Source organism: Chitinophaga sp. W2I13 (assembly GCF_050434005.1).
In the GTDB taxonomy this organism is placed as follows: domain Bacteria; phylum Bacteroidota; class Bacteroidia; order Chitinophagales; family Chitinophagaceae; genus Chitinophaga.
In genome coordinates, this window is sequence record NZ_JBNPWD010000001.1 from 6,360,438 (window position 1) to 6,382,764 (window position 22,327).

The 22,327-nt window shown below is 48.6% G+C and carries 21 protein-coding genes; 11 read left to right on the top strand and 10 right to left on the bottom strand.

Going from position 1 to position 22,327, the window contains the following annotated elements:
* Window position 1: 1 nt before the first annotated feature.
* The gene (locus tag QFZ48_RS25980; protein WP_429048264.1) at window positions 2-1,138 is read right to left on the bottom strand and encodes an efflux RND transporter periplasmic adaptor subunit; all 1,137 of its coding nucleotides are present in this window, start codon (window positions 1,136-1,138) and stop codon (window positions 2-4) included.
* A 276-nt stretch (window positions 1,139-1,414) separates the two neighbouring features.
* Between QFZ48_RS25980 and QFZ48_RS25985 the strand changes: the two genes are divergently transcribed.
* A complete protein-coding gene (locus QFZ48_RS25985) occupies window positions 1,415-2,551 on the top strand; it encodes a redoxin domain-containing protein (protein WP_429064490.1) in 1,137 nt (378 codons plus the stop codon).
* Between the two features lie 83 nt (window positions 2,552-2,634).
* Here QFZ48_RS25985 and QFZ48_RS25990 read toward each other — a convergent pair whose 3' ends face one another.
* From QFZ48_RS25990 to QFZ48_RS26005, 4 genes are all read right to left on the bottom strand, one after another.
* Complete coding sequence (locus QFZ48_RS25990; RefSeq protein WP_429048261.1) at window positions 2,635-3,054, bottom strand: VOC family protein; 420 nt, start codon at window positions 3,052-3,054, stop codon at window positions 2,635-2,637.
* A 107-nt stretch (window positions 3,055-3,161) separates the two neighbouring features.
* On the bottom strand, window positions 3,162-4,268 hold the full coding sequence (locus tag QFZ48_RS25995) for an ABC transporter permease (RefSeq protein ID WP_429048260.1): 1,107 nt from the start codon (window positions 4,266-4,268) through the stop codon (window positions 3,162-3,164).
* A 10-nt stretch (window positions 4,269-4,278) separates the two neighbouring features.
* The gene (locus tag QFZ48_RS26000; RefSeq protein ID WP_429064492.1) at window positions 4,279-5,046 is read right to left on the bottom strand and encodes a DUF1295 domain-containing protein; all 768 of its coding nucleotides are present in this window, start codon (window positions 5,044-5,046) and stop codon (window positions 4,279-4,281) included.
* The gene (locus QFZ48_RS26005; protein ID WP_429064494.1) at window positions 5,043-6,023 is read right to left on the bottom strand and encodes an NAD-dependent epimerase/dehydratase family protein; all 981 of its coding nucleotides are present in this window, start codon (window positions 6,021-6,023) and stop codon (window positions 5,043-5,045) included. The genes QFZ48_RS26000 and QFZ48_RS26005 overlap by 4 nt, the downstream gene beginning before the upstream one ends.
* A gap of 129 nt (window positions 6,024-6,152) precedes the next feature.
* On the opposite strand from QFZ48_RS26005, the gene QFZ48_RS26010 reads away from it, so the two are divergent.
* The 4 genes from QFZ48_RS26010 (at window position 6,153) to QFZ48_RS26025 (ending at window position 9,393) form a co-directional block, all read left to right on the top strand.
* Window positions 6,153-6,980, top strand: coding sequence for a helix-turn-helix domain-containing protein (locus QFZ48_RS26010; protein WP_429048256.1), 828 nt, complete (start codon window positions 6,153-6,155; stop codon window positions 6,978-6,980).
* Window positions 6,981-7,287: 307 nt separating this feature from the next.
* Window positions 7,288-8,193: an SMP-30/gluconolactonase/LRE family protein gene (locus QFZ48_RS26015; RefSeq protein WP_429048255.1), complete on the top strand. Its 906-nt coding sequence runs from the start codon at window positions 7,288-7,290 to the stop codon at window positions 8,191-8,193.
* A gap of 42 nt (window positions 8,194-8,235) precedes the next feature.
* Window positions 8,236-8,598 carry a hypothetical protein gene (locus QFZ48_RS26020; protein ID WP_429064496.1) on the top strand — a complete coding sequence of 121 codons (363 nt, stop codon included), beginning with the start codon at window positions 8,236-8,238 and terminating at the stop codon, window positions 8,596-8,598.
* A 159-nt stretch (window positions 8,599-8,757) separates the two neighbouring features.
* Entirely contained in the window at window positions 8,758-9,393 is a 636-nt protein-coding gene (locus tag QFZ48_RS26025) for a murein L,D-transpeptidase catalytic domain-containing protein (RefSeq protein WP_429064498.1), read from the top strand.
* Here the strand turns inward: QFZ48_RS26025 and QFZ48_RS26030 are convergent.
* Together QFZ48_RS26030 and QFZ48_RS26035 are read right to left on the bottom strand one after the other, a co-directional pair.
* Complete coding sequence (locus QFZ48_RS26030; RefSeq protein ID WP_429064499.1) at window positions 9,376-10,380, bottom strand: phosphotransferase enzyme family protein; 1,005 nt, start codon at window positions 10,378-10,380, stop codon at window positions 9,376-9,378. The two genes, QFZ48_RS26025 and QFZ48_RS26030, sit on opposite strands and share 18 nt — an antisense overlap.
* Window positions 10,381-10,429: 49 nt before the next feature.
* Window positions 10,430-10,966: a GNAT family N-acetyltransferase gene (locus QFZ48_RS26035; protein WP_429048250.1), complete on the bottom strand. Its 537-nt coding sequence runs from the start codon at window positions 10,964-10,966 to the stop codon at window positions 10,430-10,432.
* Between the two features lie 51 nt (window positions 10,967-11,017).
* On the opposite strand from QFZ48_RS26035, the gene QFZ48_RS26040 reads away from it, so the two are divergent.
* Complete coding sequence (locus tag QFZ48_RS26040; protein ID WP_429048249.1) at window positions 11,018-11,683, top strand: YiiX family permuted papain-like enzyme; 666 nt, start codon at window positions 11,018-11,020, stop codon at window positions 11,681-11,683.
* A 41-nt stretch (window positions 11,684-11,724) separates the two neighbouring features.
* Here QFZ48_RS26040 and QFZ48_RS26045 read toward each other — a convergent pair whose 3' ends face one another.
* Both QFZ48_RS26045 and QFZ48_RS26050 read right to left on the bottom strand, forming a co-directional pair.
* Entirely contained in the window at window positions 11,725-12,168 is a 444-nt protein-coding gene (locus tag QFZ48_RS26045) for an SRPBCC family protein (protein ID WP_429048248.1), read from the bottom strand.
* 33 nt (window positions 12,169-12,201) lie between these two features.
* Window positions 12,202-12,531 carry an ArsR/SmtB family transcription factor gene (locus QFZ48_RS26050; RefSeq protein WP_429048246.1) on the bottom strand — a complete coding sequence of 110 codons (330 nt, stop codon included), beginning with the start codon at window positions 12,529-12,531 and terminating at the stop codon, window positions 12,202-12,204.
* Window positions 12,532-12,682: 151 nt separating this feature from the next.
* Between QFZ48_RS26050 and QFZ48_RS26055 the strand changes: the two genes are divergently transcribed.
* Genes QFZ48_RS26055 through QFZ48_RS26065 form a run of 3 tightly spaced genes read left to right on the top strand, consistent with a single transcriptional unit; the run spans window position 12,683 to window position 14,684 of the window.
* A complete protein-coding gene (locus QFZ48_RS26055) occupies window positions 12,683-13,456 on the top strand; it encodes a GDSL-type esterase/lipase family protein (RefSeq protein WP_429048245.1) in 774 nt (257 codons plus the stop codon).
* Window positions 13,457-13,467: 11 nt separating this feature from the next.
* The gene (locus QFZ48_RS26060) at window positions 13,468-14,367 is read left to right on the top strand and encodes a DUF6929 family protein (protein WP_429048243.1); all 900 of its coding nucleotides are present in this window, start codon (window positions 13,468-13,470) and stop codon (window positions 14,365-14,367) included.
* A gap of 14 nt (window positions 14,368-14,381) precedes the next feature.
* A complete protein-coding gene (locus QFZ48_RS26065) occupies window positions 14,382-14,684 on the top strand; it encodes a hypothetical protein (RefSeq protein WP_370910820.1) in 303 nt (100 codons plus the stop codon).
* Window positions 14,685-14,727: 43 nt separating this feature from the next.
* On the opposite strand, the gene QFZ48_RS26070 is transcribed toward QFZ48_RS26065, so the two are convergent.
* Window positions 14,728-17,136, bottom strand: a complete 2,409-nt coding sequence (locus QFZ48_RS26070) for an FtsX-like permease family protein (RefSeq protein ID WP_429064501.1) — start codon at window positions 17,134-17,136, stop codon at window positions 14,728-14,730.
* A gap of 485 nt (window positions 17,137-17,621) precedes the next feature.
* Between QFZ48_RS26070 and QFZ48_RS26075 the strand changes: the two genes are divergently transcribed.
* A complete protein-coding gene (locus tag QFZ48_RS26075; protein ID WP_429064503.1) occupies window positions 17,622-20,822 on the top strand; it encodes a SusC/RagA family TonB-linked outer membrane protein in 3,201 nt (1,066 codons plus the stop codon).
* A gap of 12 nt (window positions 20,823-20,834) precedes the next feature.
* Window positions 20,835-22,307 carry a RagB/SusD family nutrient uptake outer membrane protein gene (locus tag QFZ48_RS26080; protein ID WP_429048238.1) on the top strand — a complete coding sequence of 491 codons (1,473 nt, stop codon included), beginning with the start codon at window positions 20,835-20,837 and terminating at the stop codon, window positions 22,305-22,307.
* Window positions 22,308-22,327 lie beyond the last annotated feature (20 nt).

Sequence of the window (22,327 nt, forward strand, 5' to 3'; positions counted from 1 at the left end):
ATCAGAGACTGTTGTAAACACTGTCTGCGTTTACCAGGCGTGGCTTGATCACCAGGTCTTCCCGGAGGTTACTGATCCCGTCTACCACTATTTTATCGCCTGCTTTCACGCCATGCTGCACTACAAACGACTGACCGGCAGCGCTGGCATTGGAGCCTATGTCTACTGATTTTACTTTGTTATCTGCATCCAGTACATACACGAACAGTTTACCCTGGATCTGGAAGGTGGCCTTTTGCGGTACCAGCAGTGCGGTATCTATCAGCTGGGGGATCCTTACAATGGCGCTGCTGCCGCTGCGTACCAACCCATCCGGATTGGAAAAGGTGGCCCTCATATTGAGCGCACCGGTGGAGGGGTTGATTAAACCGCTGGCAGTTTCCACGCGCCCTTTGCGGGGCAGCACAATGCCATTGGCCAGCACCAATGTTACCGGTGGCAGGGTAGCCAGCTTTTCCTGCATGGTGGCGCCTTTTGAGGCGAGGAAGAAATCCAGTCCCTGTCTTTCGTTAATCGAAAAATAGGCGTAGATCTGGGTAATATTGGAAACGGTGGTCAGCGGGTTGGCGGTGGTGCTGCTCACCAGGCTGCCTATTTTATAAGGCAGGATGCCTACCACGCCGTCGGCCGGACTGTAAATAGTGGTGTAGCTTAAATTGGTTTTGGCGTTGTTAAACGCCGCCTGGGCCTGTGCCAGCGCTGCCTGCTTGGACTGCAGGTTATACGCCGCAGCTTCCAGTTCATAGGCGCTGATGATATCCTTTTCCACCAGGGGCTTTACCTTGTTAAGCTGCATCTGTGCGGCATTTACATCTGCCACCGCTATTTTGATATTGGCCTGGGCAGTGTTTACATTCTGCTCGTATTGCGGGGCGCTGATACGGAACAACAGCTGTCCCTTTTTAACAGTAGCACCTTCGTCGATGTAGATGGCATCCACATATCCATCTATCTTTGGCCGGATCTCAATATTCTGGATACCCTGTATGGTAGCGGGATAGTCGGCATTGATAGTAGCGTTTTTAGGTTGCAGTACAATCACAGGGTAAGGCTTTACAGCGGTTTGTGTGTTCCCTTGTTTCTTGTTTTTACAGGCACATAACAGCAACAGCAGGAGCGCAATGGTAGATCTACTCATAGCATTTTACAGTTCATTTAAATAATACAGACAGCAATCAGGTACTATGAGTAACTATCCGTTCAATTGTATTGTTCAAAAAACGGCGATAATTATCCGGTAGCTGGCTACGGGGTATTAGACGGTGGTAAGGCTAATTAGTTTATTATGACAATGTTAACTACTGTTAAAGCCGCGCAGGCGCCACTGTGTGGAATAAAAAAAACAGGAATAACGCTAAGATTCCGGTGCTTTCCTGCTTTATGTCTTCATATACCAACTATCTAAAGTTAATTTATGAAAATAGGGATGTTAATAGGAGCACTGGCATTGCCGGCCATGACCTTTGCACAGCAGGCATACACACTGAAAGGTAAAGTGGGGCAGGTGGAACCCGGCGCCAAAGCTTATCTCGACCGGCGCGTGAACGGGGAAACCTTCCTCGACTCGGCTGTTATCAAAAATGGCATGTTTGAATTTAAAGGCACGCTGAAATCGCCCTACCTGGCGATGCTGATGGTGGATCATAAAGGCACCGGTAACCACGGGCCGGACATGGACCGCCGCCTGCTTTACCTGGATAATACCACTTTTACCATTGCCGGCAGCGATAATATCAGCGATGCGGTGATCACCGGTTCCCCGGTAAATAAAGAACACGACCGTTACAAATTGTTTATTTCAGCCTATGATACTGCTATGGCAGGTATCAACAAGGATTTTGGAGCGGCTACCGAAGCGCAAAGAAATGATACCGCTTTCACCAATAACCTGAATACCCGCTTCCATGCTGCCATTGCTGAAAAGAAAGCTTTACAGCGCAGGTTTATCAGCGAAAATCCTAATTCCTTTTTCAGCATTGTAGCGCTGAAAGAGCTGGCGGTGATGAATAATATGAACCTGAAGGAGTTAACGCCGATGTACAATGGTCTCACGGCTGCGCTGAAGAAAAGCCCCGCCGGCCAGGAGTTTTACCAATCGATGGAAACTGAAAAGGCATTAGGCATCGGAGCGCCTGCGCCGGACTTCACCCAGAATGATATCAACGACAAGCCCGTGAAGTTATCCGACTTCAAGGGTAAATATGTGTTACTGGACTTCTGGGCTTCCTGGTGTGGACCCTGCCGTGCAGAAAATCCTAATGTAGTGGCTGCCTATAAGAAGTTCCATGATAAAAACTTCGTGGTGCTGAGCGTATCGCTGGATCAGCCGGGGAAGAAGGCTGCCTGGCTGGGCGCCATTGAAAAAGACGGTTTGCAGGACTTTGTGCATGTATCCGATCTTAAATACTGGGATAACGCGGTAGCGCGCCAGTATGGTGTTCGGGGTGTACCTACCAATTACCTGATTGCGCCGGACGGTAAAATTATTGCAAAAAACCTCCGTGGCGAGCAATTGGATAAACAACTGACGGGACTAATTATCAACAAATAAAAGAAATGCTGTCCTATACCTGTCACAATGCAACAGCCGGTTCAGTGGAGTGAACCGGCTGCTTTATTTCTTTTAAACGGGAATCAGCCTTTCTGGGCATAGTCATAATTAATCAGCCAGGACACGCCATACTGATCGGTTAACATGCCAAAATAGGCATTCCAGGGAGCCTTGTTCATTGGCATGGTGGGCTGGCCGCCTTCCGACAAACCTTTAAACAATTTGTCTGCTTCCGCTTCACTTTCTGCCGCAATAGCCACAAAGAAAAGGTCGCCCAGGGTCCCTTTGCCATATGCGCCGGGCCTGTCGCTGCCAAACAGGAAAGAATCTTTACCGAGTGGTAGCGCCACGTGCATCACCTTATTTTCTTCGCCTTCCGCGCAATGCGCCATCTCTCCAAAGCGGGTGAATGTCTGGAATTCTTTGCCAAAAACAGCTTTGTAAAAATTAAAAGCCTCTTCACAATTGCCGTTGAAATTCAGGTAAGGATTAACTGCTGCCATGTTTTTATTTTTTATTTGTGTTTAATAAGATACCATAAAGTTAAGTTGCTGCTGTAAAGAAAGAGGTGGCCGGATACGACAATAAAAGGGGCAGTTGCGCCAATTTGTTATTCCCATTTGAACGACCGGATCGATAACCCGGCAATAAGTATACCCCATACGATCAGGCCCGCGAGTTGCAGCGGTATCTGCCAGATATGCAAACCTTCAAAGGCAATTTTGCGTAACCCGTCTACAAAAAAAGTTAGTGGCAACAATTCACAAAAAGTGCGCAACCATACCGGGTAATTATCTATCGGGAAAAATAATCCGCAAAGTAATATCTGTGGCACGGTAAGCGTATTAGCCACCGGCGCAATGGAGCTTTCATTGCGGATAATGCCGCTGATAATAAAACCGATGCCCATAAAAATCACCAATCCAAAAACAGAGAGCAGCAGCATTTCCATAAAGGTGAGGAGCCCGTTTACCAACGTAAACTGAAATGCAAAGTATCCCAGCGCAGTAATGATAATAAAGCAGATGACCTGGAATAATAAGCGGCTGAGCATTTCACCCAACAAGATGGCCGCACGGCTCACCGGCGTTACGTATATGCGTTTCAGTACCAGCGTATGCCGGAGGTTAAACAGGAGGAACGCAGAGCTGAATACGCCTGCCATGAGTAAAGAAAAGCCAAGTTGTCCCGGTAAAATAAAATCTATCTGGCGGTATACCCGTCCGGGTATATTCACCACCTGTATGGATGCCGGCGCCGGCTGATCCGGCAGTATGCGTTGGTTTACTTTGCTGGCCGCTTCCTGCAGCGCTGCCTGGATCAGCGGCATTTTATCCGCTACGGCGCTGCTTCCCAGCAGGTCTGTCCGGAACTGCGGCAGGCCGTTTACCACGGTGGGCGCATGAAGATAAAGCACGGCGGCGATCCTTCCTTTTTTCAGATCCGACAGCATCGCAGCAGAATCGCTGCCATAGGAGAGGTCGAAGATAGGGATGGCTTTAATGGCCGAATACATGGGATTGGCGCTGTCGCTGTGCGGCGATAGCCGGATCTTTACTTTTACAGCGGTGCTATCTACCATGGCGCCAAAAACCGTAACGAAAATAACGGGGAACAGGAGGGCAAATACAACGGAAGTAGGGCTTCGGAGCGTAGCAATAAGACTGGCTTTTGCCATCACCAATGCTGCTTTAAACTGACTGTACTTCTTTGCCATAAGCGGGTTGTTACCAGATAAAAGGAAGTAATGCTTTCCGGTTGGCCGGGTATTCCGGGAATTGTTGCTGATACCAGCGGTGGTTGGCCATTGCACGGGGTACCAGGTTGGCGCAGGTCCAGATAAAAAAGGCCAGCGCCGGCAGGCTCCAGGTAAGCAATGCAAAGCCTCCCCATTCAATAATTTCCCCCGCCAGGTTAGGAGAGGAGATGTATTTGAAAAGCCCCGCCTGTGGTATCTTATAACCGGTTTCATTTTTTTTCCTCAGGTGTATCAGCTGATAATCCGACCACCAGTTGATGAACATACCCGCCAGGAACAACAACAGGCCGGTGATAAACGACGGTGTAAAAAACGTGTTGTCGGGATAGTGGTTAAAAGCGGTAAACCAGATGCCCAGCAGGGAACCATTCACGGTATTAAACAGCATGGCCGACAACATAATCACCACCGGCATTTTTTTGCCTTTGGTACGTATCATAAACGGATATACGAAACTGCGGTGTACATAATGCAGCAGGAAAAGCAACACCATAACGCCGGCGGGGGAACGCCATGGAAAAGTACGGAGCGGGATCCATATAAGGAAGGTAACCAGCACGGTGGCTTCCATGAGCAGCCAGGCCAGTTTATTGGAGATCATAGGCCCCCATTTATCGCTGCTGTAGCGACCGTAAGGCGCCTCCCTGCGTAACAGGTAAATGCCCGCGCTAATACCGGTAAGCGCCCAGCAACAAACAAAAACAACATAACCTGGTGATGGTAAATAGTCAATCATTTGATAGCGCCTGTTTGTTTGAACCAATCAATGGTATCCCAAAGGGTTTCCGTAAAAGGCCGCGGCCGGAAATTGAGTTCAACAGCGGCTTTTGAATGATCAATTTTTTTGTTGCTGTAAATCAGGTTGTACACCGACTGCCGCGTATAGAACGGCGGTCCGCCGCTGATCACTGCCAGCATTCTCACAAATGGCAGCATGCTGAATACAAGCCATAAAGGTACTACCCGCAGCGTTACCGGCCGTGCTTTTATCCGGCCAACTTCCCTGTTCAGGCTCACGAGTGATACCCATTCGCCGCTCAGAAGGTATACAGCGCCGGCGGTTCCCCGCGTTAATGCGCTTGCAATGGCCCCGGCCACATCCCTTACATCAACGAAATCAACACCACCGGGAAAAAGAGCCGGTATTTTTTCTTTATACATATTAATGATGGCTTTACCTATCAGCGATGGTTGCCGGTCGAACGGCCCCATTATGGCTGTTGGCGCCAGCACCACCACTTCCATGCCACTGCCGTTATATTCCAGCACAATGGCCTGCGATACCGCTTTGGAATAGTCGTAACCGTGCCGCGTGGTATTTACCACGCCGCGGCTTTCATTCATCGGTTCATCATAGGGCGCCTGGTTGTAAGCAGTAACGGAACTGAGGTGAATGAATCTTTTAACGCCGGCTTGTTGTGCGGCGGCGGCCAGCAGCCGCGTGCCCTCCGTATTGATGTGAAAAAGGGTTTTATCGGGCCGGTCATCTACCGAAATGACTGCCGCCAGGTGTATCACAGCATCCGCACCTGCTACGAGCTGGCGGATAGCCGCTTCGGCTAACAGCTCCCCCTGTACGAAAGTTATGCCCTCCGGGGTGGTTTCCGGCAACGGTTTCCGGGTAAGCAACCGCAGGGTATGACCTTCGGATAAAAGCAGCGGCACCAGCACACTGCCTATATAGCCGGAAGCTCCGGTCATCGCAATTTTCATCTTTAAATATAAAATAAAATTAACCCGTATAAGATAACGCTTATAGGTAGCATTGGTTGTCTTTTTTAATATTTGTATATATTTGTTTCAGCGGATCACAGTACTGAGCACCTATAGCCGCACACATCCATGAAATCAAAAAGTTACAAACCACATCCGGCCCTGAGGGATCTCGTGAGTTATTTTGGCATCTACGAAATAGATTTTAGCCAAAACAAGGCGCTGTCAAACATTTACAGGTTTGTGCCCGCCTATCAGCGGTTTATTATTTTTTACCTGGAAGATCCTATCAAAGTATTGAAGGCCGGTCACAGCGACTATGTAACCAAAACCGTTTGTGTGACCATCGGGCCGCAGGAGCAGCCGGTAACCCTGGATATGGGACGCCGCCACCTGGCGCTGTGCATAGGCTTTCAACCCGGTGGCCTGCACCGCCTGCTGAGGATTCCCATGTCTGAAATATATGACCAGGATTTTGACACCCGCCTGCTGATGGGTAATGAAATTGATGAAATCACCGAACGGTTGAAAGAAGCCGACGATTGGGGGCACATGATAAGTATCGTTGAGTTTTATCTGCTTAAAAAAATATCCCAGGTAAAGCCGATCCTGCCGTTGGACAAAGCAATGGCTGCCCTGGTGACCACCGGCGGTAACGGAACGATAGAAGCCCTGGCGTCGCTTGCCTGCCTCAGCCTGCGGCAGTTTGAACGGAAATGTACCGAACGGCTGGGAATGCCACCCAAGCAATATGCCCGGCTTATCCGCTTCTGTAAAGCCTATCAACTGAAAGAACTGTTTCCCGAGAAAACCTGGACCGAAATTGCTTACAAAAGTGGTTATTATGACCAGATGCACTTTATCCGCGACTTCAAAAAATTTGCGGGCATAACCCCTTCCTTTATGCATGAACAGGAACTCACCAACACCATACGGCTCCATAAAATAATGGAATAAAGCAAAAGATGTCGCTTTTGTACTATGTCCCTGCCATTAATCACGATAATTTCGCTCCATCAACGTACGACCTTTCTCCATAGGAGTAGCATCCCCATACCGGAATAGAACGCCATTCTAAAATCGGGTAAAATGTCATCCAGCGTTGGTTACCCCAAAAAATCAATATCATGTTTACCTATAGGCGGGCTATTTACATAGCCGGCTCTGTAAATAAATATGATCTCCTCCACCAGCCCCTCTCTCCATCATTTTTTGAAAAATTCTCCGCAGGATTGATTACAATTGTAAAAATTGACGGAGCACTATGCGGTTAAAATTTTATTCCACGTTACTACTGGCTACCTGTTGCTACCTTGGTGCAGGTGCGGTTACAAAAGATACCCTTCCGCCCACAGTGGCTAAAGATGCCCGGCTGAAGCTGGTTTCAAAACAATTCGACTTTACAGAAGGCCCTGCGGCCGATAAAAAAGGGAATATCTATTTTACAGATCAGCCTAACAATAAGATCTGGAAATATGATACCAAAGGGAAGCTGTCTGTTTTCCTGAAGGAAGCAGGCCGGGCCAACGGGATGTATTTTGATGGGAAAGGCAACCTGGTAGCGTGTGCAGATGAGCAATACGAGTTGTGGTCCATCTCTCCCAGTGGAAAAATAAAAGTGCTGGTAAATAATTTCGGCGGTCATAAGTTCAATGGTCCCAATGATGTTTGGGTGGCCCCTGGCGGTGGTATGTATTTCACGGATCCTTATTATCAGCGTGATTACTGGTTGCGCAGGAAACCCGATATGAAAGAAGAAAATGTTTACTACCTGGCGCCCGGCGCAAAAGAAGCGGTGGTAGCCGCGGCAGATATTAAGAAGCCTAATGGTATTATCGGTACGCCCGATGGAAAGCTGGTATACATAGCAGATATCGGCGACGGCAAAGTTTACCGCTATAACGTACAGGCAGATGGCCGTTTAACCGGTCAATACCTCATGGCGGAGAAAACAACGGATGGCATTGCACTCGATGAACAAGGCAACCTTTATCTCTGTGGAAACGGCGTTACCGTCGTTAACAAAAACGGTCAACAGATCGGGCAGATCCACGTGCCGGCAGAATGGACGGCCAACGCCTGTTTTGGCGGGAAAGATAACAACATCCTGTTCATCACCGCCGGTAAAGGCATTTATACGATCCGTATGAACGTAAAAGGCGCTGAATAACACCCGGAAGTTGTAATATTGCGGTCAGAAAAAATTATGATTATGTCAGTTGCGATGGATATCATGCGTGCCCTGGATCCTGCGGGATTGGAAAGGTTTAAGATCAACCTGGATACACCCGCACAACCTGAAAAGATAGGAGAGGTGTGGACGCTGAAAGTAGTGCCTTTTGAACAAACCGAATCTGCCCGGAAAGCCTTTAACCAACAGTTTGATGATAACAGGACCGCTAAATCATGGGTAGTGGAAAATAAGGCAGAAGCCATTGCAGTGGTACAGGAATTATACCTGCAATACGCAGATAAACTGCCGCAGCCCTTTGATGAAACGCAACTGCACATCGGTCATTATCCTCCCACCGGCCGTTACTCGATCCTCATTCATGTCAAAGATATCTGGGAATAGCGCGGATTTTGTCTTGGCTCAGAATTACGCTGATTATACTGATTAGCCGGATTTTTACTGCTGGATTTTTTTTGCTTTAATAATTAAGGGAGATAAAAGCGGATTATCGCAATTTTTACGGATGCTTATGGAAAATGTGTGGTGCTGCATCTGACAAGCATGATACGGTTCAAAGCATGGAGCGTTTTGCTGTTGGCAGCACTTTTATTTGCCGCCTGTAAAGAAAAAAATACCACTACACATTCAATACCATCATTGCTGCCTGCTCCGCAGGAGCTTGTAATGGCGCCTGATGAAGCACGGCTGCACGAAAAGGCAAAAGCGTTGCAACAGTATGCCGTGAAACATGGTTATAATACCCGTTACGCTTTCCTGGTAGATTTTAGCGTGTTTTCCGGTGGCAAAAGATTTATCTGTTACGATCTGCTGCATCATAAAATAAAAAGCAGCGGCCTGGTGGCGCATGGTCAGGGACCGGATTTCAAAGCGGAAAAGGTGGTGTTTTCCAATGTATCCGGCAGCCGCTGTTCTTCACTTGGGAAATATCGTATAGGCGGCAAGTATAGTGGCCGGTTTGGCACAGCGTATAAATTATATGGGCTGGATAGCAGCAACAGTCGTGCATTCGACCGGTTTGTAGTATTGCACAGCCACGCCTGTGTGCCCGCAGCTGCACAGGATCAGGGTATTTGCCGCAGCGATGGCTGTCCTACACTGAACCCTGCTTATTTCGACACGCTGCAACCTTATATAGATACCTCTTCCCGTCCTTTGCTGTTATGGATTTACCAGTGATGTGTTCTGTAGATACAGGTCGTAATACCGTTTTACCAGCACGTTGATAAATCTTTTAAGATAGGCTTCGTTTAAGAAAGAATTAGACCAGTTGTGATACCGGTCGCACTGAACACCCAGGTAAAAGAAATACATGCATACGCCCAATGCCGGGATCAGTCTTTGCTCCTCCGCACTGAGAGGGGTGATAGCCGTATAACCTTCAAGGAAACGGTCTATTTTAACCTGGCACTCCGGCATATCGCGGATCAGGCTATGGAGTTGCAGGATATAGTAAGCCACATCCAGGCATTGCCAGCCGTTTCCGCAGAAGTCGAAATCGAAGAGCGTAATTTCCCCGTCCGGGCGGATATTCATATTATCAAACCAGATATCCATATGCACCACGCCCTGCCGGATGGCAGCCAGATCGGCATCTTTCAGCACCTGTAAAAGATGGGCCTGTGCAGTAGCCATGAACATCATTTCAGGGGTATCGGCCGGCAGGAATTTTTTAAGCAACTCCAATGGTTCCACCAGCAGGTTTTGCGCGGTATAAGTAACCCTGCTCAGGGTAACGGGCTGTGTAAGTTGGTGCATACGGGCCATCACCATACCGGCTTTTACATGTAACTCATCATCATAGTGCAGTAATTTTTCTCCTTCTGCAAAAGAAAACAATACGCCATACCGTTCGCCTTCCGGTGCAGGCAGGGTTTGTATAAAGCCGCCCTGTTTGTCGGCCAGTGGCCACGATACCGGGACGCCGCCTTCTTTAAGCAATAGCAACAACCGGAGCTCTTCGGAAATATCGAGGCGGGTTCTCCAATGCAGACTGTACACGCGGAAAATATATTTGCCGGCGGAAGTGGTCACCTGGTAAGTATCGTTCACGCCTGATTTAATGAGATGGCAGTCGGCGCTGTCCGCCACGTTGTAGTGTGATTGCACGAACAGCGCCAGGTGCGGCGCGGAGAGATTGGAACTGGAAACCGGGAAATGACTCATGAACCGCGCTTTGAAAATGAAAAAGGGTATCGAATATAGTGAAATAAATTTATTGCAGCTTATGCAGCGGCAGGTTTAACCGCATAATAAGATCCGTTTGCATTTCAGTTCCCAGCTGAAACGGATGCGTGGTAAAATCGGTAAAGCCGTTTTTACGGTAAAACTCAATGGCTTTGGTATTGTGCTCCCATACACCCAGCCACAGGAAAGGAGCGCGGGCTTCCATGGCAAGGGTCATAGCCTGGTTGAACAACTGCTGACCCACTTTTTTCCCCTGGTGCGACTTTAAAACGTATATGCGTTCCAGTTCTACCGCCCGGCTGTTGTACAACTCAGATTGTGCAGATCTGAAGTTCACTTTCATATACCCGATCGGCTGATTTTTGAGCATGGCGAAATAAAATTCCGAATCCGGCTCACTCAGCTCTGCAGATAATTTGGCAATACTGAAATTCTCCTGCAGGTATTGTTTCATATTTTCCGGTGTATTGTCGGCTGCAAAGCTCTCCTGGAAGGTTTCCCGGGCTATCTGCTGTAACAGTTCCACTTCAGCTGTAATAGCCGGCACGATAAGTATGTCGTTCATTTTCTATGGGTTATATAATAATAGGATCTATTTTTACTTAAATTCGGGTTTATGTCAGGTCTCAAAAAAATTATACTTACAGTACTGGCGCTCACCATTGTAACGGGTACCTTACTGGCGGCGTCTTATATTTTCACGGGCAAACATCTCTCCAAAAAATTAACAGCTACATTTCCGGCTGTCCGGGAAGGGGATATCATTTTCCAGGTATCCCAGTCAGATCTGAGCACAGCTATTCAACAGGCAACACATTCCAAATATAGTCATTGCGGAATAATTTTTAAGAGAGATGATCAGTGGTTTGTGTATGAGGCCTTACAACCAGTAAGATATACCCCGCTGATGCAATGGATTAACAGGGGAAAGGGCCGGCATTTTGTAATAAAACGGCTGAAAGATGCTGGTACCGTGCTCACACCGGAAGTGGTGGCTAAAATGAAGGTAGCAGGGGAGCAATACAATGGCAAGGACTACGACTTCTATTTTGGCTGGTCCGATGAACGGATCTATTGTTCTGAACTGGTCTGGAAAATTTATAAAGAAGGAACCGGCCTCGAAGTAGGCAAGCTGCAGCAGCTGAAAGATTTTGACCTGGGCAGTGCGGCGGTAAAGCAGCAAATGAAAGAGATCTACGGAAACAATATCCCGTTGTCGGAGAAAATTATTTCGCCGGTAAGCATGTTTGAATCCCCATTGCTCGTGACCGTGGCAGAATAAAGGAAACGCCTGATGAAACATCGTTCCATCAGGCGTTGCACTTAATTTGTTACCTGTTCTTTTTCCAGGAATGCAGGTAAAGAGGTACCAAGAATATAAGTCCAGCCTTCATTAAAGTTGCTGGCGGCAAAGGCAGGATCATTCGCTGCTGCGAAGCTGTGAATGCCGGTATGCGTTAGCACCAGTTTGGTTTTCCCACCTTGGGGAAACAGCTCCCACGTTACTTCCGATTCGCCGGGTTCGCCTTTGTACTTCCAGGTATAACTGAGTTTTTTACCCGGTATCACGTCTGTGATTTTACAAAGATGAACATATTGTTTGTTGTCTTTTTCTACTGTGAAGCTGAATTCAAATCCCTTTTCCGGCTTAAATGCCGCGAGATCAAAATACCATTGCTTCATTTTGTCTTTGTCTGTAATAGCTTCCCATACTGCATTAACGGGGGCGTCCAGGGTACGTTCGAATACCAGTGGTTTGTTACTCATGGTGGATTTTTTATTGATGAACGATTGACATGACTATTGTTTTTTCCTGCGGGACTTAGGTGATTTGGCCAGGTAGTTTTCCAATGCATCCAGTTTCTGTGTCCAGAATTCATGGTACTGGGCTGTCCAGTCGGCCACGGTTTTTAACTGCCTGAGATCTGCGCTGCAAAAGCGTTCACGACCATCCTGCCGGATGGTGACCAGCCCGCATTCCGTTAGTATCCGGATATGTTTGGAAATCGCCGGCCTGCTGATATCGAAGTTGTCAGCAATGGCGTTGAGGTTCAGAGAACTGTTGGCCAGTAACCCGATGATCTGCCGCCGGGTAGGATCTGCTATTGCCTGAAATACATCTCTTCTCACGGTAATTGTTTTTAAGTTATGTAACCTTTCGGTTACAAATATAAGTAACCATTTGGTTACGCAAAAATTTATTTCCGGGAAAAGTGTTTCAGGAAAAATGTTTTATTCTCAGGTGAAGGTGTTATTTTACAAGTTTGAAAGTTTTTATATCATGATGAGAATATTATCTGTCGCCCTTTGCTTCCTGGTACTCACCGCTGCCGGCGCGGCAGCGCAAAAGAAAAAGCTGGATATCGTGTTTATCGGCAACAGCATTACACAAGGCGGCGGCCTACAACACCCGTTGCAGGAAGCGCCCCCGGTAAAGGCCTGGGAATGGCTGAAACATGCGATGCCGGACCGGGAGATCCAATACAGCAACCAGGGCGTAAGCGGTTCTACTACGGTCGACTTCCTACCAGCTACCGGTCGTTTATTCAATAACGTGGTAGCGGCAGCAGATGCATTTAAAAACGATCAGCACGCGATCCTCCTGTTCTCTATGGTGCTAGGCACCAACGACAGCGCCATAGAAGGCCCCAACGGGTCACCGGTGTCGCCGGAGCAGTACCGGTTAAATGTAAAAGCCATACTGGACCAGCTGTTCACCAACTATCCCGGCTGTATCATCATTTTGCATCATCCCACCTGGTATAGTGCCAACACACAAAACAGTTCCCGTTACCTCGCAGAAGGACAGGCCCGTTTGCAGTCTTATTTCCCGGTGCTGGACGCTATTGTTGCCAGTTACCGCACCAGCCATCCACACCAGGTATTCACCGGTTATCGCGACGGGTTTAACTATTTTAAGAAGCACCCGGAACTGTTTATCCAGGAGCAGGGAAAAGCAGGCGTTTTCCAGCTGCATCCCAATGCAAAAGGCGCGGAAGTGCTGGGAACCTTCTGGGCACAGGCCATTAAGAAAGTAGTGAGCAGTTTAAAGTAATCACATATAGCATGAAAGGGGTCATCACACTCATCTGCACATTGCTGCTGCCCGATTTTCCTTCTGCCTCCGCAGTGGAATTTCATGACGGCAGGTTGTATCTCATAGGAGATGATGCCACCTGCATCCAGGTGCTGGATAAGGAGTACCAGGTCATTAAAAGTATTCCCATTCCCGGCATCAGCGGCAAGCGCATTGCAAAAGCGGAAAAGGCCGACTATGAGGCTTCCGCACTGATTAACCTGCATGGTAAAACCTACCTCATGGCCTCCGGCTCCCTGGCAACGGAAAAGCGCCGTCAGCTGATGCTGCTGCCGCTGCCGGATGGCGACTCCGCCGCTATGCAGTTTATTCCCTATCCGCCGGATTTTACCACGCAACTGCTCAACAGCGGGATCAATGAACTGAATATAGAAGGTGCCGCCGTGGTAAACAATACGTTGCTGCTGAGTAACCGCGGTAACGACACCTGGCCGCAGAACCAGCTGGTGCTAACGGTCCCCGGCTTCTGGGAACAGGCATCACCGGCGGTTAACGTAGTACCGTTTACGTTACTAACGCCAACGCCTGTATTTACCGGCATATCGGAACTTTGTTACGTGGCGGAAAAGGACCTGTTACTGTGTACCTTTTCTTCCGAAGCCACTGCCAATGCTTACGACGATGGCGCTATCGGCGACAGCTATATTGGCTGGATCAGTAATATCTCCCGTAAATTATCACAAACCACCCTTACGCCGGATGGCATGCTCAATTTAACAGCAGCAGATCCCGCTTTCAAAGGAGAGAAGATAGAAGGTATTTGCCTGGAAAGCGTACAGGATAACATCCTCACGCTTCACCTGGTATCAGACAATGATGCCGGCGCCAGCCGGTTGTTTAAAGTAAGTTTTACCATTACTGCAAACTAAATAATCTTACCACTATGGATATACAATTTGATGAACGGACACTTTATGTGAAATATGATGAAGATATTGATAACACTATCTTCTGGGATGATGTAACCTATATTGCCGGATACAAAGTATATGCGTACCCCGGAGAAGCAGCCTTCCTGGTGTTTAAAACAATGGAGGGCGAAACCCTGGAAGTGTCCGATGAAATGAGCGGCTGGCTGGAACTGCTGGGCGGCTTACATACCATCTTTAAATTGCCCGCAGGCTGGGAAGAACAGCTGGCAGACAGTGAACCGGATGGCGACGATATCGTGTTTTATACAAAATAGATAGCAAAGGCCCGTACTTAGACAGTACAGGCCTTTGCCGCAATTATTCTGCCTGCAGGCTGTTCACTGGATTGGCCAGCGCTGCTTTTACCGCCTGGAAACTAACCGTGATCAAGGCAATCAGCAAGGCGCCTCCGCCGGCGACGATAAATACCCACGCATTCAGCGGCACGCGATAAGCGAAGTGCTGTAACCAGCTGCTCATGGCCCACCAGGCCACCGGAAATGCAATAACGGCGGCCATTACCACCAATGCCAGGAAATCTTTCGACAACAGTTTTACAATGCCCGTTACGCTGGCGCCCAACACTTTCCGGATACCAATTTCTTTGGTCCGCTGTGCAGCCGTGAAAGAAGCAAGGCCAAATAGCCCAAGACATGCAATGGCAATAGCAAACAAAGCAAAGACCATAAACAGTGATCCCAGTCGTTGTTCCGCCAGGTATTGCCGGTTAAATGCTTCATCCTGGAAAAAGTAATTGAAAGAAAGCGAAGGAACCACCGACTGCCACGTCTTTTCCAGTCTCCCTACAGTAGCAGCCGCATTACGGGTATTCATCTTCACACTGATATAATTCAGCCAGTAAGGATCATAAAAAATGGCCAGCGGCGTTACCCCGCGTTGAAGCGAAGTAAAATGAAAATCTTTATATACGCCGCATACAGTACCCCATCCGTAATCAAATTCATGCCCCAGCGCATCTTCGGGTTTCTTCCAGCCAAAGAATGGGAGGGCCGCTTCATTGATCATGATATCGCCGCTTTTCTGGCTGGTGTCCGGCGTCATGTTAACTAACCTGCCTGCCAGCAACCGGATATTATAAGTACGGAAAAATTCATTGTCGGCCGACAGCAGCCTGGTGTCGGTTTGCTTTGTCTGGTCGCCTTTCAGCCGGAAAAGGTTATTGCCAAACTCCTGGCCGGGCACATTACCGGAGGCGCTTACTGAAATCACGTCTGCCTGTCCCCGGAATTTTTCGAGGAGCGTTTTAATATTGGCAGTGGCATCTTTCCCGGTAACGGGAATCACCAGTACCTGCGACTGGTCAATGCCCAGATCGAAGCTTTTCATAAATTGCAGCTGCCGGTGCACCACGATGGTGGCCACAATGAGCAGGATGGAAATAGCAAACTGGGTTACCACCAGCACATTGCGCAGCGAATGCGTTTTCTTTTGCGCACCATACCGTTGTATAATACGCATGGGGTTAAATCCTGAAAGTATAATAGCCGGATAGATGCCGGCCAGTATGCCGATGCCCACACTGATGCCAAGACCCGCGCCAATGAGCGATGGCCGGAACAACTGTGACACCGTAAAAGTTTTATCTGCAATATGATTGAAAGAAGGCAGCAGCACGACTATTAAAACAGCCGTAAGCACGAATGCCATTACGCTCATCATCAGCGCTTCAATCATAAACTGCAGCATCAGCTGGGAGCGGTTGGCGCCAATCACCTTTCTTACGCCCACTTCCTTAGCCCTGCTGCTGGCGGTGGCAGTAGCCAGGTTAATGAAATTGATGCCGGCGATCAGCAGGATGAATAACGCTACGAAAGACAATACCCGCACATATAATATATCGCTGTTTTTACTGAGCTCATACCGGAGGTTTGAATGCAGGTGAATAGTAGTAAGCGGCTGGATGAAATGCGTATATACCTGGTTGTTAGCCTTTATTTCATCGCCCACATACTGGTAGGCGATGTTCCTGATCTGCTTTTCAAAGGCTTCCCATTGCACGCCGGGTCTTAATTTAAAGAAGGTATGCGTCATGGTGCCGTGCCAGTTTTCCATGTTACGCCGGAACCATTGTTCGTTGCGGACGCTTACCGTGGAAATAACAAAATCCGGCCGGAAATAAGTATTGGTGGGCACATTTTTTAGCACACCCGTTACCCGGTAGTTCTTTTCGTTGATGGTTAATATTTTATTGAGATAGGTACTGACATTATTTTCTTTCCCGAAATATTTTTCCGCTTTTTCCTCCGTGAGCATAATACCATCCGCATTGTTCATCGCGGTGCGGGCATCACCTGCCAGCAAAGGATAGGGGAGCACTTCCAGCAGGGTACTGTCGGCAAAGTAGATGCCTTTCTCATTGAATTTTTTCTGCGCACCGCTGTTGCTGCTCACCGCTGTATTGCTGCCGTATTCAAAGACCCTTGTGGCGGTTGTTACCTGCGGATATACCAGCAGTGCCTGTCGCAGGAAACCTGATGTTTGGGCAAAGGCAATCACATCATTGGTTTGGGTTTTTACTTCCATGCCGGCGCGGTACACCTGTTCGTGCCCCGGTATCCAGCGGTCGTAGCTGTATTCATCAGTTACATACAACGTAATAAAGAAACAACCGGTAAGCCCCAGCGTGAGACCGGTGAGGTTTAACAGGCCATGTGTGAGATGCTTGCGGAAATTCCGCCACGCGATTTTAAATTGGTTGCCGAACATAGAAGAATGTTGAGGCTATTTCCGCGCTAAGAAAATGCCAATCTTCTGGTTATTGGTTATCAACACGTAATGTAATAACAACTACCATTACGTTGTCCGTTTTTACGGGAGAAGTGTTCATTTCCGGACAGGCAATGTTTTCCCTTTTTCCCCGGGTTAAATGAGTTAAATTGATAGGGGCAATCCGCAACACGATAAATTTATCTACCGCAAAATAACTGCGGGGATGTTAGTCTATTGATTTGGTAGACTAAAAACTTGTTGTTACTTTTAACGCTGTAAACTGAAAATCTAATATCGCATCACCGGCCAATGAATGGTCCGCTGTTTTATAAACCGGCCCTGGTAAATCAACAGGTATCTGAAACGGTGCCTGTATGAATGCAGGCATGGCAACAACCTGCACAGGGCCTCAAAAATCACCTATGGACTCTATTTACTTTCGTTCTTTAAAAGAAAAATGGAGAAGCACACTATTGCTTCTTATGTTATTAACTCCCTTATACCTGGTTGCACAGGAAAAGCGTACAGGCGTTACCGGTACCGTGCAAAATGAAAAGCACGAAGCGCTGCCGGGCGTATCCGTCACCGCCAAAAATGAAGCCTCGGGCACCACGGTATCCACGCAAACCAATGCCGGTGGTACCTTTCGTTTTCCCGACCTGGTGGTTGGCGCCCCTTACAGCTTCCGGTTTACCTCTATCGGTTATGAGCCTGCGCAGCTGGGCAGCATTACTTTGCGGGAGAACCAGCCGGTGGCAGTTGTCCTGAAAGAATCCAGTTCCTCGCTTAACCAGGTGGTAGTGGTAGGATACGGTGTGCAACGCCGGAGGGAAATCACCGGCGCCGTAGCCTCTGTGCGGGCTGCCGATCTGAAGGACCAGCCGGTAACCAGCTTTGAACAGGCCATTGCCGGTAAAGTAGCAGGGGTACAGGTATTACAGAATACCGGCGCGCCGGGAGGCAGCATCAGCGTACGTATCCGCGGACTGAACTCCATCTCCGCAGGCATCGACCCGCTGTATGTGATCGATGGTATTCCATTGTCGAACGACCTGAAAAACTTACAGGGAGCTACGGACATGGTAAACATCACCGGGCAGGCATCTTTCCAGAAATCCCCTGATCCGCTCAGCACTTTAAACAGCGATGATATTGCGTCTATAGACATTCTCAAAGATGCCTCTTCCGCCGCCATTTACGGCTCCCGCGCTTCCAACGGCGTAGTGCTCATCACCACCAAAAAAGGGAAAACAAACGGTCTTCCGTCCTTTGGATACAGCATGTACGCCGGTTTTCAGCAGGTGAGTAAAAAAATAAAGCTGATGGATGCCTATCAGTGGTCCAAGTTCAGCTTCGATGCCAAGAACAACGCTTACCTGGATTTTAAACCTTCCGGCAGCATCACGGATGATAACGCCACAAGGGGCGGTTCCAATTACCAGATCGCACCGGAAATACTGCCTTACCTCGCAGGTAACCCCGGTCTCACCAACACCGACTGGCAGGATGCCCTGTTCAGAACAGCGCCTATTCAAAACCATACCCTGTCGGCCTCCGGCGGCAACGATAAATTCCAGTATTACATTTCCGGCAACTACCTCGATCAGCAGGGGATCATCCTGGGCTCCGGCTATAAACGGTATGGACTGAGAGCCAATCTCACTGCGGAACTTACTTCCCGTTTTAAGATAGGCGTTACCGTTAACCCCACTTTTGATCATTATGACCTCATCAACAGCGAAGGCCCCTGGACCTTTGACGGTATCCTCAGCAACGCGCTGAAAGCCTCGCCGGTATTCCCGGTGTATAATCCCGATGGATCACTGGCCACCAACCGGCAGAACGTATGGGCCTATGGCTACTCCGGCGGTGAAAACCCGGTAGCGCTGGCAACAAAGATCAAAGATAAACTGGATCACGTGCGTAACCTGGGCAGCGCCTGGGGAGAATATGAAATCATCAAAGGACTGAAGTTTAAAACCTTCTTCGGAACAGATATCAATCACTTTAGCAGGAATTATTTCCGGCCTTCCGTACTGGGAAGCTACCGGCCCATCCAACAGGCGGCGCCTACCATCCCCAAAGGATCGGCACAAACGGCGTTATCTGTAAACTGGCTCTGGGAAAACACATTGAACTACCAATTCAATATCAGCGGCAAACACCGGTTTGATGTGCTAGCAGGATATACTTCCCAGAAGAATACCACCAAAGCCAACGAAACCTATGGTACCGGCTTCCCTAACGATGCCGTACAAACGTTGAATGCCGCCACCATTACCAGCGGCACCTCCACGGAATCGCAGTGGTCCTTGCTTTCCTACCTGGGAAGGGTTAACTATAACTACGACGATAAATACTTTGTGTCGGCCAGCATCCGCAGCGACGGATCTTCCCGTTTCGGCGCCAACAACAAGTGGGGCTACTTCCCCGCAGTATCAGGCGGTTGGCTCATCAGCAACGAATCTTTCTTTAAAATAAAAGCCATCTCCGAACTGAAGGCCAGGGTAAGTTATGGTACTTCCGGTAACTTCCAGATTGCCAACTACGCAGCATATGATCTGCTGGCTTCCAACGGTTATGTATTAGGCAACGGAAGCGGCACCGCGGTAAATGGCGTGGGACTGGCGCAACCAGCCAACCCCGACCTCACCTGGGAAAAAACGGTGCAGCTCAACGCCGGCCTGGATATCGGTTTGCTTTCCAACAGAATTTACCTGAGCGCCGATTACTATCGCGCCACAACTTCCAACCTGCTGCTGGAAGTACCGGTACCACTGAGTTCCGGATTTGGTAAAGCGTTGAAGAACATTGGTAAGGTGCGCAACTCCGGTGTGGAATTCAGTCTCACTACCCGCAACTTTACCGGTGCTTTTACCTGGAACACCAGCTTTAATATTGCAGCAAATAAAAATGAAGTACTGCAACTCGGCGCCAATAATGCACCCATCATCTCCGACGGTGGTAACGGTACCATCTCACAGTTGTACATCACCAAAGTGGGCGCGCCCATTGGCAGTTTTTATGGTTATGTAAATGGCGGCGTATTCAAAAACCAGGCGGAAATAGACGCCTATCCGCATTATGCAAGCACCAAACCCGGCGATCGCAGGTTTGTTGACGTAACCGACGATAAGAAAATTGATGCGTCCGACAGAACAGATATTGGTAGCTACTTTCCGAAATTTATATGGGGACTCACCAACGAATTCCGCTATAAAGGTTTTGATCTCACCGTATCATTACAGGCTTCACAGGGTAATAAGGTGATGAACCTGCAACGTCGTTTCCTGTATAACAGTGAAGGGAATGCCAACCAGATGATCGAAGAAACCGGTTACTGGAAATCACCCACAGATCCCGGTGATGGCAATTCCATGCGGCCCAACAGGGTTACCACCGGCAACAGCACGCAGCCGAGTTCCTTCTTCGTGGAAGATGGTTCGTATGTGCGTTTACGTAATTTAACGATTGGTTATACGTTCAACCAGCGACTGTTTAATAATAAGATCCAGGGCCTGCGGGTGTACCTGTCGGGGCAAAACATTTATACCTGGACGGACTACACCGGTTATAACCCCGAAGTGAATGCACGGCCCGATGCGCCTTTGTCGCAAGGGGAGGACTACGGTACCTATCCGTTGCCCAGAACATTCACCGCAGGTATTAATCTTTCATTTTAAAAACAGGAACTTATGCAGTTAAATATTATAAAAGCAATAGCAGGCTTGTCGCTGGTAACGGTCATCACTTCCTGCAGTAAAAATTTCATCAACCTGCCGCCGGTATCCAATCAAACCACGGCTACCTTCTTTAAAACCACCGGCGATTTCCAGCAGGGTGTAAACGCTATCTATGATGGATTGCAGAACACGCGCAGCTACGGTAAGTCGGCCTACTACCTGATGGAAGTAAGAAGCGATAACACCGATATCCTCGACCGCGGCGCATTAGGCGGCGTGGCTTCACAGATCGACCTGTTCACCGAAACCACTACCAATCCATTTTTGACCGATGTATACGCAGGCGCCTATCTCACGATATCCCGTGCTAACGCAGTACTGGACCAGATAGATGCTGCCGCTATCCCGGATTCGGCCAAAAAACAATTCAGGGGCGAAGCCCTTTTCCTGCGGGCATTTGTGTACTTCGACCTGGTGCGGTTGTATGGCAAAGTACCGCTGGTAACAAGGGTGGAAACCACTACCGAGTCGCTGAACGATAAGCGGAATGACGTTGCAGAAGTATATGCGCAAATTGAGAAAGACTTGCAATCCGCCGCCACCCTGCTTCCTGCAGTGTATACTAACGTGAACGACTATGGGAGGGTAACCGCTGGCAGTGCCAATGGGTTGCTGGGAAAAGTATATGTTACGGAGAAGAAATGGAATGATGCCACCACGGTGCTGAAAAACGTGAACGGGTATACGCTGTTGCCGGATTACGCGGCCTTGTATAACCCGGCTGCCGGTATCAACGCGGAAGTGCTGTTTACCATCCGTTTTAAAAAAGGATTGAATCCCTCTGAAGGCAACTACTACTTCACCGACATGGTGCCGTTTTCTTTCTATTATAACGGTGTCGCCTATGGGGGATCTAACAACAACCGCCCCACACATGATATTGTGTCGGCTTATGAAGCCGGGGACAAAAGGCTGATTGCCTCACTGGACACCGTTTCGTATAAGAATGCCACTACTACGCAGCCCGGTAATTATGTAAAGAAATATTTAGATCCTCCCGGTGCTACCGGTGATGGCGGCAGCAGTTTCCCGGTATTGCGGTATGCCGATATCCTGCTGCTCCAGGCAGAGGCGTTGAACGAACAGGGGTATAGCGCTGCTACCGGCGCCAACAGTGCCTTTGGCTTCCTTAACCAGGTAAGGCGCCGCGCCGGACTGGGTGATAAAACACCGGCAGACCTGCCTAACCAGGCCACTTTCCGGGATGCGGTTTTTGCAGAGAGAAGGGTAGAACTGGCCTTTGAGAATAACCGCTGGTTTGACCTGGTCCGTTATTCAAAAGGACTGGCCATTATGCAGGCACACCTGAAAAACGAATATAATCTTACTACGCCGGCGCTTACGCCAGCCCGGCTATTATTTCCTATACCACAAAGCGAAATAGATATACATAACGATCCAGCCAATTTCCCTCAGAATCCTTGACGGTAGATGGTTTGAATTAA